Raw genomic sequence first — 11,366 nt, forward strand, 5'->3', positions numbered from 1 at the left:
GCCAAGGAGCTGAACCCCGCATGACGGACCTCATCGACACCACCGAGATGTACCTGCGGACCATCCTTGAGCTCGAGGAAGAAAACATCGTGGCCCTGCGTGCGCGGATCGCAGAGCGTCTTCGTCACTCCGGCCCCACGGTGTCCCAGACGGTGGGCCGAATGGAACGTGACGGGCTGGTTGTGGTGACCGGTGACCGTCACCTTGAACTGACCGAACTCGGACGTCGACGGGCCACCGAGGTGATGCGCAAGCACCGGCTGGCTGAACGCCTGCTCTCCGATGTGATCGGTCTTGACTGGGCCTATGTCCACGATGAGGCCTGCCGGTGGGAACACGTCATGAGTGAGCGGGTCGAGCGGCGCCTCTACGAATTGCTTGGGAAGCCGACACAGTCGCCCTACGGCAATCCCATTCCCGGCCTCGAAGCGATCGGCGGAACGCCCTCCGAAACCTTGACCCTCGGTGTGTGCACTCTCAGCGAAGCTCTGGAGACGAACACCGCCGGCTCCGCTGTGACTCTTATCCGCCTGGCTGAACCTATCCAGGTGGATCCCGAACTGCTCACGCAGCTGGATGAGGGTGGCCTGCGTCCCGGAGCGTCCATGACCCTTCAGGCGGTGGGTGACTACGTGTCTGTTCGGGTGCCCGGTGTAGAGGGCGCACTGGAACTGCCGCCGGAAGTCGCTTCACACGTTTTTGTGGCCGTTCATCCCCAGTCTTAACCAAAGGCGGGAAGCTCTGGATTGCCTAAGGTTATCCACAGTTTGGTTACGAAATGATTACGGTCGGCCTCGTCGATCTATAGTTGATATCTGGCGCTGATACTCCAGCGTTACCTGGTTCGCATGCCTAACCCTGTCAGCGAACGCAGTGTTGAACAGATGACAGGGGCGGAGGACCCACCACCGGTCATGGCCCGCCATGACCTTGGGGTGAAGTTCCGGATGCTGCCTTATCGGAGGTATTCGAACCGAGTTTTCTCATACTCGAACCCGACAGCTAACTTCGCAGGCGGAAATGAGAAAGGGTCTCCTTGTCAAACACTGCTTCGGGGCGTCGCCGTGCCGGCACCCCGGTCGTTGAAGCGCGGCCGCGTGACGCCCACAGGCGCCACCGGGCCGAGCGAATCGCCCACCTCACAGCCGCTCACGTCGCTGTGCCGGCCACTTCAGTTGTCCGGGAGTGCGCGACCCCGACGGCGCCGGTTGGTGCGTGCGCGGCTGCGCCGATGTCCCGGAGGGAAGCCCGCAATGGCTCCGTGGCGCCTGCACAATCCGCGCCTGGGGCCCAGTCCACTGTTAGCCTCCGTCCCCGAGACCCGCAACGGATTGAACGACGACGACGCGCGGTCACCGCACGCCGGGATGTTTCCCTGGCGGGGCTCAGCCAGAAGGTTGCCATTGCCGCCGCTGCATCCGGAATGGTCCTCACCGTCGCGCTGCCCACAACCGCAGCAGTCTCGCCTTCCGACGCGCTGACTGTTGCTGCTCCAGCGGAGCAGGACGAGCCACAGCCAGTCCAGGCTGCCGCAGGTGCGGACGTCTCGTTTGACCGGGCTGCTCTGAACGGCAAGTTCGATCCCGACGCGAAACTGGCCGAGATGGTCTCGGCTTCGGGTAATGACATCGTGACCGCAGAATCCCAGGGTTCCCTCTCGGCGCCACTGGACGGCGGAGTGATGAGCTCGCCCTTTGGTTCCCGAATCAGCCCCATCACCGGCGCCGGTGAGCTCCACACGGGGCAGGACATGAGTGAAGCCTGCGGAACGGCCGTCAAGGCCGCAGCGGCCGGCACCGTGACTTTCGCAGGGTGGCACGCCTACGGTGGCGGCAATCGCATTGTTGTGAAGCACGCCAACGGCCTGGAGACCACCTACAACCACCTGTCCGCGATGGACGTGACAGTGGGTCAGGTAGTTGACCGGGGTGAAGCTATCGCGAGGGTGGGATCCACCGGCGCTTCGACGGGGTGCCACCTGCATTTTGAGGTCCTTGTCGACGGCAAGAACGTCGACCCGTTGGGTTGGCTTTGAACGGTTTCAACGCCGTCGTAATCGAGAACACACCGTTCCGTGATCGGAATGTGACATACCTTAAATTCTGAGGTAGCGTTCAACTCGTGCCGAATCGCAGGGGGTTCGGCACTCTCGCGCAGATCGCCTAGCTCTGCCACTGCGCGAGGTCCGTTCGTAAATCGCATGGCAGGGGCGGGGGAACCAATTGCGGGCTTCTTTCCAGAAGTCCTTGGGGTTAAGTCGCAGGATTTGAGACGATCCGCGGCCGGGTGACTCCCATCCGAATCCGACAGCTCACCTCGCAGGCGTAGGGAGAGGCAATTTAACGTGTCAAACAGCTCTGCGCTGGGCCGCCACCGTGCGGTGCCGGCTCATACAAACTCGCTCGCAGCAATCTCGAAGGCTGTATCTTCGAACGCCGGTTCCGTAGGACGCCAGGCAGCGGTCATTGTGGCAGCTTCCGGCCTGGTCCTCACGGCCGGACTTCCGGCCCACGGCGCATCCGACGCCCAGCGCTCGGCGCAGGCCGTCAAGACGCTCAGCACAGTCGCCGTTCAGCCCACCGCAGTCAGCGCTTCTGCTGATGCGACTGTCACCTTCGAGCGTGCGGCTGTCGAGGCTGTAGCTGCTCCGGTTGTCGAGGCCGTTGAGGACGCTCCCGTCGCAGCGCAGGCTGAAGTTGTCGAGGCGGCCCCCGCCCCGGCCTCGACCGTCGAAACCGTCGTCGAGGTCGTGACGCCGGCCGTCCAGGTCGCAGCAGCAGCCCCGGCCCCGGCGAAGGTGGAGCCCGCCGCAGTTGAGGCTCCCGTTCCGGTCAAGGCGCCCAGCGCCAGCGGAGTCGGAGCAGCACTGGTCGGCTCGGCCTACTCCCAGATCGGTGTCGCACAGGATTGCACCGCTATGGTCGAGAAGGCCCTCCGCTCAATCGGCAAGTCCGTCGGCGACATCGCTCCGAGCGACTTCTTCGCTTTCGGATCAGTCGTCCCCACTCCCGCTCCCGGCGACCTCGTGGTCTCCGGTGGTCACGTTGCCATTTACGTAGGCAACGGTCAGGTCATCAGCGGTGGCCTGAACGGTATGAACACCGGTCTTCACAGCCTGTCCGATCTCTCTGGCTACAGCTTCGTCCGCGTTAGCTAAGAACCAGAAAACCTGGAGCTCACACATATGACCCCGAACATCCGTGCCATCGCGCGCCACCGCGCCGAAGTGCAGCGATCAGCCTCTCTCTCCACCATTGCGCGCGCCGTCGGTGGCAACGCCGGCGGCGTAGGTCGCCAGGCAGCCGTCATCGCCGCGGCATCCGGTCTGGTTCTTACCAGCGGCGTTGCCGCAAACGCGGTCGAATTGCCTGCGGAGCGCAACACCGTCACCACCACCCTTGAGGTTCAGCCTGCCACGGCGCCGATCCAGGCACCGGCCGATGCAAAGATCTCCTTCAACAAGACCGCCGTCAAGGCCGTCGCCGCTCCTGTAGTGGTTGCCCCTGTAGTTCAGCCGCAGGCCGAAACTATTGAGGTCGCTCCCGCTGTTGCACCGGTCGACGAGGCAGAACCTGCCGTAATCGAGCCCGCAGTAGCAGTGGAAACAACGGCCACTGTCGCGGCGCAGCCGGCCATCGCCAAGACGCCTGCCCCCGCAGCAGCCGCCCAGGCGTCCTCGGGCGTAGCCGCCACCATCGCTGCTGCCGCCAAGGCGCAGCTGGGAGTGACCCAGGACTGCACCCGCCTCGCCAGCAACGCCCTCGCCGCTGCAGGCATCAACTTCCACGGATGGCCGGCCGGCTACCTCTCCCTCGGCCGCACGGTCAGCGCTGCAGAAGCTATCCCCGGCGACCTTATCTACTATGCCGACGGCGGGATGGGCCTGGCCCACATCGCCGTTTACATCGGCGGTGGCCAGGCCGTCCACGGTGGGTTCAACGGCAACCAGACGGTCATCGCGCCGGCTGAGCTCGGATCAGGCCCCGTGTTCATCCGCGTCGGCGGCTAACTCTGCAACAGATTCGTATGAAGCCCCTCGCCGTAGCCGGCGAGGGGCTTTTTCGTGCCCGTCTGCCGGGAAAAGCGAGTGTGGCGATTGACGAACCATGAGCCGAACGGCTTACTCTTGCACTGTTAATCCGAAGTACCTTCGCTGTAGCTTCAGGGACGTCAGGGATTTTCCGGAATCTTCTGGGCTATGGACGGCAAAGAGGAATGTGCATGCGCACTCTCGTTCTTAATGCTGGATATGAACCACTGGCGGTGGTTACCTTCCGCCGGGCGCTGGTGCTTGTTCTCACAGGTAAAGCCAGCGTCGTCGCAGAAGGGGAGGACCCGGTGGTTGGCCCCAACGAAGTTCTGTCCAGGCCTTCAGTCATTCTGCTGAACCGGTATGTGAAGATCCCGTATCGCAATAGCACGGTAGCAACGCGACGCGGCGTGCTCAGGCGTGATAATCATATGTGCGCCTACTGCGGTAAGGCCGCATCCACCATCGACCATGTGGTCCCGCGCTCGCGCGGGGGAGAGGACAGCTGGGAGAACCTCGTCGCCTGCTGCCTGAGATGCAACAACGCGAAGGGGGACAAGACCCTCGGGTCCCTCGGCTGGTCACTCCGGGTTGTGCCCAGGCCTCCCCGCGGGACTTCCTGGCAGATCCGGGAACTTGAGAAACCCTCGCCGCAGTGGAGCGAGTTCCTGCCCGCCGACAACGCGGCGTGAGCAGCCCGGAAGCGGACGGGAGCGCCGCCGAAGAGTTGATGTTCGACGCCGTCGTGCTCAGTGGCGGCAGGTCGTCCCGACTGGGCGGGGTTCCAAAGTCCTCCCTGCGGGTCGACGGCACATCGCTGCTGGTGCGGACCTGTGACGCGCTCGAATCGGCGCGACGGCTCGTCGTGGTCGGCGGCCCCTCGCCCGACTTGCCTCCGAGAGCGGAGCTGATCCGGGAGGACCCACCATTTGGTGGGCCGGCGGCGGCGGTGCGCGCCGCCGTCATGCATTTGGGGGACAATCCCGCGCCCTGGGTGCTTGTACTCGCGTGCGACATGCCCCGCATCAGCGACGCACTGCCCTCGCTCACCGCGGGTGCCCTCGCAACCGGGTTATCGGTATTGGCGCACGACGGCGGCAGGGACCAGCCGCTCGCAGCCCTGTATCGCTGGACTGACCTCGCGAGTGCTGTTGATCTGCAGGAAGTAAGAAACCTGTCTATGCGCGCCCTCCTTGCTAGGGTGACATGGAGTCCAGTCGAAGTTCCCGCGGGCTCAACCATCGACATCGATACGTGGTCCGACGCCCGGCAATTCGGGGTGGAGGAGCCAGACGCGGGCAAATAGCGAGAGGTTCACCATGGAGGATCGGGATCGCCTGCTCAGGCAGTGGAGCGAAAAGCTTCTGGAGATATTCGAACTTGAGGGCACGGAGGTTGACGTTGATGCCGTCCTGGCCCTGGCGGGCCAGGCCGCGCACTCCGTGGTCCGCCCTGCGGCTCCGCTCACGACTTTCATCGCCGGTTACGCGGCAGGAATGGCAGTTGGGTACGGTCAGGCGGACAGCGCCACAGCCATGCGGTCGGCAATGCAGGCAGCGCACTCCGCCTGTCCGCCCATCGTCGAGACGGAGGACCGCCGGTGAGCGGTTTCGGGCACAACGTCACTTGGCAGGAAGCACGGCGGCTAGCGTACGAATCCGCCACACCAAAGACGGCGCAGACCGTGAACCTCGCTGATGCTCTCGGCCAGACCCTGGCGGAACCCGTTGTGGCGCTGCAGCCCATCCCGCATTACGCGTCCTCGGCGATGGACGGCTGGGCGCTGAACGGTGAGCCGCCCTGGACGCTCGTTACGCCGGTGCAGAAGGATGAGAGTCCCTGGCACCGCGCACACGAGCATAAGAAGTCCGGGTACGCCACGCTGGAACCGGGCCAGGCAACCTTCATCCTCACGGGCGGTGTCGTCCCGCCGGGGGCTACCGGAATCCTGCGTACGGAGCACGGAGCCGTCCGCGACGGTGTGCTGACCCGTAACGAACGCGCGCGGGCCGACGAACCCGCGGGGAACGAGCATATCCGGCCGGCCGGCGAGGAAGCCGCCGAGGGAACCGAGACCATCCGAGCCGGCTCGGTGCTCAATCCGGCACAGATCGCCCTGGCTGCCGTCTGCGGGTGGGACACGCTCCCGGTCCTTCGCGCTCCCCGCGTCTCCCTGCTGCTGACCGGCGACGAGGTCATCGAGGCGGGACTGCCCGAGCCGGGCCAGGTCCGGGACACCTTTGGTCCGCAGCTGCCCGGCCTCGTCACCATGCTGGGCGGCCATGTGGACACCGTGGCCCGCGCACGCGACGATCTTGACGACGTCGTCGCCGCGATCAGCGCGGAGGCATTGGACGAACTTTCACTGGCGCGGGCGTCCGGCGATGTTTTGATCAGTACCGGCGGCACCGGGGCGTCCGACGCCGACCACATCCGCCGTGCGCTGGCGGTGCTCGAAGCCGACTTCATCATCGACGGCATCGCGATGCGGCCGGGACACCCCACCCTTCTCGCGAGACTGCCGGACGGGCGCTTCTTCGTCGGTCTGCCAGGCAACCCCCTGGCCGCCATGATGGCCCTCCTGACGGTCGGCGCACCCCTCCTGGCCGGACTGCGCGGAGCCGCCTTCCCTGAATCGCGCTCGATCCTGGTCGGTGAGGCATTCGAGCCGCTGCCCGGACGCACCCGGCTGGTGCCATACCGCCACGAGAGCGGGCGCGGAATGCCAACGGTTCACCACCGTTCGGGCATGCTGCGGGGACTGGCAGACGCCGACGGGGTCCTCGTGATCCCGGAGCAGGGCTGCGAACCCGACGAGAAGGTAACCGTGCTGCCCCTCCCGTGGTTCAGCTAACCGGGGGCCGGTAGCTGAACCACGGCGCGCCCGCCGGTTAGACGGTTGCGGGCATGTCCTTCTGGCTGTTCTCTTCGCTGCTGCCGCCGGCAGGGCCGTCCCCTGCTGCCTCGAGGCGGACGATGACGCCCTTGGAGACGGGGGTGTTGCTGCCCTGGACGGTGTCATCCAGCGGCACCAGGACGTTCCCCTCCGGGTAGTAGACGGCCGCGCAGCCGCGGGCGGTGGGATAGGCCACCGCGCGGAACTTGCGCAGCACGCGGTCCTTGCCGTCGATGTACTCACCGTGAACGTCCAGCAGGTCGCCGTCCTTGAAACCCAGTTCGGCGAGGTCCTCGGGGTTCACGAACACGACATGGCGGCCTTTCTTGATTCCGCGGTACCGGTCGTTGTAACCGTAAATGGTGGTGTTGAACTGGTCATGCGAGCGCATGGTCTGCAGGATCAGGCGCCCGGGCGGGCAGTCCATGGGATCCAGTTCATTGACTGTGAGCAGCGCCTTGCCGCTCGGGGTGTTGAACTTCCGCGAATCGCGGGGCCCGTTCGCCAGCAGGAAGCCGTCCTTCTCGCGGATTCGGCGGTTGTAGTTCTCGCAACCGGGCACAACATGGGCGATGTGGTCGCGGATGCGGTCGTAGTCGTCCTCGAAACCCTGCCAGTCAGCGGCAACCCGGTCCCCAAGAGTGGCCTTCGCGAGCCTACTTACGATGGCGATCTCGGAGAGCAGCCCTGGCGCTACCGGCTCAACCCTGCCCTCGGAGGAGTGAACAGCGCTTACGGTGTCCTCAACCGAGACGAACTGCGGGCCGGTTGCCTGAATATCGATCTCGGTGCGGCCAAGCGTCGGCAGAATCAGCGCTTCCTCGCCGACCACGGTGTGTGAACGGTTGAGTTTCGTGGATACCTGCACATTCATCTCGAGGTTCTGCATGGCCGCTTCCGTCGCCGCCGTATCGGACATCGCGGCCGCGAAGTTTCCGCCCAGTGCCATGAAGAACCTGATGTCGCCGTCGCGCATCTCCCTGACGGCGGCCACCGCGTCGACACCGTGCTCGCGCGGCGGCTCGAACCGGAATTCCTTTCCGAGCGCGTCAAGGAACGACGGCGGCATCTGCTCCCAGATGCCCATGGTGCGGTCGCCCTGCACATTGGAGTGCCCGCGAATCGGGGAGGCCCCTGCACCCGGCCGGCCGATGTTTCCGCGCAGCAGGAGCAGGTTGATCATCTCCTTGATGGTGCCGACGCCGTTCTTCTGCTGCGTGACGCCCATGGCCCAGGTGATGATTACCTTCTTGGCTTTGATGTACCGGTCAGCCAGCTCGTCGATCTCCTCCGAACGCAGCCCGGTTGCCTCGAGTACCGTCTGCTCATCCAGGTTCGCCAGGTGCCCGCGCAGCTCATCCAATCCCTCGGTGTACTGAGCGATGAACTCATGGTCCAGCACGGTGCCGGGATTCCTGTCCTCAGCTTCGAGCACCCGCTTGGACAGAGCCTGAAGCAATGCCATGTCCCCGCCGGCGCGGATCTGCAGGAATTGATCCGCGAGATCGGTTCCACGCCCGACGACACCCTTGGGCTTCTGGGGGTTCTTGAACCGGCGCAGGCCTGCCTCCGGCAGGGGGTTGACGGCCACGATCTGGCCGCCGTTCTCCTTCTGCTTCTCCATGGCACTCAGCATGCGGGGGTGGTTGGTGCCGGGATTCTGCCCGATCACAATCATCAGATCGGAGTTGAGGTAGTCGTTGTAGGCGACGGTCGCCTTGCCGATCCCGATGGTCTCGCCCATTGCGACGCCGGACGATTCGTGGCACATGTTCGAGCAGTCGGGCAGGTTGTTGGTGCCAAGTCCGCGGATGAACAGCTGATAGATGAATGCCGCCTCGTTTGAAGCACGGCCACTGGTGTAGAACGCGGCTTCATTCGGGGATGCGAGGCTCTTGAGCTTCTCGGAAACGATGGTGATCGCCTCATCCCAGCTGATGGGCCGGTAGTGGTCTTCGCCGGCGGCCTTGTACACAGGCTCGGTGAGCCGGCCCTGCATGCCGAGCCAGAACTCGGACCGCTCGCGCAGTTCGCTGATCGAGTGCTCGGCCCAAAACTCCGACGAAACCGTGACCGGGGTGGCCTCCCACGTGACTGCCTTGGCGCCGTTCTCGCAGTACTCGAATGTGCTGCGGTGGTCCGAAGGATCCGGCCATGCGCAGCTCATGCAGTCGAATCCCTGCTTCTGGTTCATCCTGAGCAGGGTGCGCACTGTCCGTTCGACGCCCATATGTTTGATTGCGGGCTGCATCGAGTGATAGACGCCGGGCAGTCCGGCAGCCCAGTCCTTGGGCTTACCAACATCGAGATCGTTCTCGTCAGCTTCCTCTACGGGAGGGTTTGAGCGAGTCATCGCGCATCCTTTCTAGGCCGCTTCTCAGCGTTGAGTGGTCCTACGTGACCATTGTCGCTCAGAAGCCACTGAAGGGTATACCGGATGTGCCGGTGGCTGGGCGGCGGGCGGTGAACTAGGCTCGACCCAAACTTATTCGGAAGGCACGTCGATGACGCGAGTAATGGATCGGCGCAAAATCATGCGCTACAGGCTTGACGGCCCGGTCACCCAGAGGGAGGACCGACTTGCCGGTGAGGAACCGCTGGAGATTCGGTTGGGCGGCCGTGCCTTCAGCGTCACCATGCGCACACCCGGAGATGACTTTGACCTGGTGGCAGGCTTCCTTGTGTCCGAGGGAGTGGTTGCCGAACAGGGCGAAGTATTGGCGCTCCGCTACTGCGCGGGCGTGGATGAGGAAGGCCGGCAGACGTTCAATGTGGTGGAGGCGCAGCTCCGGCCGGACGTTGCGCTGCCGGACGCGTCGATGGATCGCCATGTCTACACTTCCAGTTCGTGCGGTATCTGTGGGACAGCCTCGATTGATGCGGTCCGGAAGTCGGCCCGTTTTGACGTGCACGACGACGGCGGCACGGTGGACCTCGCGGTCCTTGCCTCCCTGCCGGATCGGCTGCGGACAAGCCAGAAGCTCTTCGACCGCACCGGGGGTGTTCACGCCGCCGGCCTGTTCTCGCGCGAGGGCGAGCTCCTGTGCCTTCGCGAGGATGTGGGCCGTCACAACGCCGTGGACAAGGTGGTCGGCTGGGCATTGCGCGCGAATCTGCTGCCGCTGCGGGGAATGATCCTGCAGGTCTCGGGCCGGGCCTCGTTCGAACTGGTTCAGAAGGCCCATCTCGCAGGGATACCGACCCTCGCGGCGGTGAGCGCGCCGTCGTCGTTGGCTGCAGATTTGGCGGAGGAATCCGGGATCACCCTTGTCGGGTTCAGCCGAGGGCAGACACTGAACTGTTACACGCATCCGCATCGCATTAATACGGAATAGAGGCACCTCGGGCGGGGTTGCACACGAGTATGGAACTCGGCATCTTCAGCTTCGGCGATATCCACCCCAACCCCGTCACAGGCGTTAGGGTTTCACCCGAACAACGGATGGCCGACCTTCTGGAGCGTGCGCGGCTCGCCGACGAAGTGGGGCTGCATTATTTCGGCGTCGGAGAGCACCACCGCCCCGACTATGCAGTGTCCTCAGTGGTGCCCGTGCTCGCTGCTGCCGCGGCGCAAACCCGGACCATCCACGTCGGGTCAGCAGTGACGGTGCTCAGCACCGAGGATCCGGTGCGGGTATTCCAGCAGTTCGCCACCCTTGACCTGCTCTCCGGCGGACGGGTGGAGCTGACTGCGGGACGTGGATCCTTCATTGAGTCCTACCCCCTGTTTGGTGCCGCGCTTGAGGACTACGACGAACTTTACGAGGAAAAGATCGACCTGCTGCTGCGCATAGACGCCGAGGAGCGGGTGACCTGGTCGGGCCGGTTTCGACCGCCCCTTCAGGACGCGCTGATCCTGCCCCGGCCGACCCGCAAGCATCTGGACATCTGGATCGCAACAGGCGGCACGCCGTCGTCGTCGGTCCGCGCTGCGCGCCTGGGAAAGCCGGTCATTTACGCGCTGCTGGGCGGCGCCGTTGACAATTTCGCGCAGCACGCAGCCCTGTACCGCGAACAGTTCAGTGCAACCGGGGGAGCCGCGCCGCGGGTCGGAGTAAGCGGCGTCGGACTGGTGCTGCGCAACGGAGCCAAGGAGACGTTCCGTCCGCACTGGCTCGACACCATGACCCGTATCTCGGCTGAGCGGGGCTTCCCCCGACCGAGCGGGGTCACCTACAACATGCAAACGGCACGCACTGGTGCGCTCTACGTTGGCACGCCCGAGGAGGTGGCGGAGAAGATCGTCCTGACGCACGCCGCCATGGGCCACGACCGGCACATCCTCCAGCTCGATTTCTCATCCGTTCCTCAGAAACAGGTTCTGGAGTCGATCGAGCTGCTCGGAACCGAGGTGTTGCCGCTCGTTAATGACGCCCTTGGCGTACAACTCCGCGACGATCCGGCACCGCGGACCGAAAGTGTCAGTCGCGGGACCTAAGC

General features: G+C 64.6%; 11 protein-coding genes and 2 riboswitches. Of the genes, 10 read left to right on the forward strand and 1 reads right to left on the reverse strand.

Annotated features, from left to right (window positions below; genetic code table 11):
• Positions 1–20 precede the first annotated feature (20 nt).
• The 8 genes from AC5RTB_RS00235 to AC5RTB_RS00270 all read left to right on the forward strand — a co-directional run bounded on the left by AC5RTB_RS00235 (position 21) and on the right by AC5RTB_RS00270 (position 6,884).
• Positions 21–725 carry an iron-dependent transcriptional repressor DtxR gene (locus tag AC5RTB_RS00235; protein ID WP_494059056.1) on the forward strand — a complete coding sequence of 235 codons (705 nt, stop codon included), beginning with the start codon at positions 21–23 and terminating at the stop codon, positions 723–725.
• Positions 726–844: 119 nt separating this feature from the next.
• A riboswitch (cyclic di-AMP (ydaO/yuaA leader) is annotated at positions 845–1,032 on the forward strand.
• Positions 1,033–1,036: 4 nt separating this feature from the next.
• Entirely contained in the window at positions 1,037–2,035 is a 999-nt protein-coding gene (locus AC5RTB_RS00240; RefSeq protein WP_494059057.1) for a M23 family metallopeptidase, read from the forward strand.
• Between the two features lie 152 nt (positions 2,036–2,187).
• Positions 2,188–2,339: riboswitch (cyclic di-AMP (ydaO/yuaA leader) on the forward strand.
• A gap of 5 nt (positions 2,340–2,344) precedes the next feature.
• Complete coding sequence (locus AC5RTB_RS00245; protein WP_494059058.1) at positions 2,345–3,157, forward strand: NlpC/P60 family protein; 813 nt, start codon at positions 2,345–2,347, stop codon at positions 3,155–3,157.
• Positions 3,158–3,184: 27 nt separating this feature from the next.
• The gene (locus AC5RTB_RS00250) at positions 3,185–4,009 is read left to right on the forward strand and encodes an NlpC/P60 family protein (protein WP_494059059.1); all 825 of its coding nucleotides are present in this window, start codon (positions 3,185–3,187) and stop codon (positions 4,007–4,009) included.
• 212 nt (positions 4,010–4,221) lie between these two features.
• Positions 4,222–4,722 carry an HNH endonuclease gene (locus AC5RTB_RS00255; RefSeq protein ID WP_494059060.1) on the forward strand — a complete coding sequence of 167 codons (501 nt, stop codon included), beginning with the start codon at positions 4,222–4,224 and terminating at the stop codon, positions 4,720–4,722.
• Positions 4,719–5,336, forward strand: coding sequence for a molybdenum cofactor guanylyltransferase (mobA, locus tag AC5RTB_RS00260; protein ID WP_494059061.1), 618 nt, complete (start codon positions 4,719–4,721; stop codon positions 5,334–5,336). Before AC5RTB_RS00255 ends, mobA begins: the two co-directional genes overlap by 4 nt.
• Positions 5,337–5,349: 13 nt before the next feature.
• The gene (locus AC5RTB_RS00265) at positions 5,350–5,634 is read left to right on the forward strand and encodes a DUF6457 domain-containing protein (protein WP_494059062.1); all 285 of its coding nucleotides are present in this window, start codon (positions 5,350–5,352) and stop codon (positions 5,632–5,634) included.
• The gene (locus tag AC5RTB_RS00270; protein WP_494059063.1) at positions 5,631–6,884 is read left to right on the forward strand and encodes a molybdopterin molybdotransferase MoeA; all 1,254 of its coding nucleotides are present in this window, start codon (positions 5,631–5,633) and stop codon (positions 6,882–6,884) included. The genes AC5RTB_RS00265 and AC5RTB_RS00270 overlap by 4 nt, the downstream gene beginning before the upstream one ends.
• A 37-nt stretch (positions 6,885–6,921) precedes the next feature.
• Here AC5RTB_RS00270 and AC5RTB_RS00275 read toward each other — a convergent pair whose 3' ends face one another.
• Entirely contained in the window at positions 6,922–9,279 is a 2,358-nt protein-coding gene (locus AC5RTB_RS00275; protein WP_494059064.1) for an FdhF/YdeP family oxidoreductase, read from the reverse strand.
• A 151-nt stretch (positions 9,280–9,430) separates the two neighbouring features.
• Here AC5RTB_RS00275 and fdhD point away from each other — a divergent pair, with 151 nt between their 5' ends.
• Together fdhD and AC5RTB_RS00285 are read left to right on the forward strand one after the other, a co-directional pair.
• Positions 9,431–10,261, forward strand: coding sequence for a formate dehydrogenase accessory sulfurtransferase FdhD (gene fdhD, locus AC5RTB_RS00280; protein WP_494059065.1), 831 nt, complete (start codon positions 9,431–9,433; stop codon positions 10,259–10,261).
• 29 nt (positions 10,262–10,290) lie between these two features.
• Positions 10,291–11,364, forward strand: coding sequence for an LLM class flavin-dependent oxidoreductase (locus AC5RTB_RS00285; RefSeq protein WP_494059066.1), 1,074 nt, complete (start codon positions 10,291–10,293; stop codon positions 11,362–11,364).
• Positions 11,365–11,366: the final 2 nt, after the last annotated feature.

The organism is Arthrobacter sp. M71 S08, from assembly GCF_059089725.1.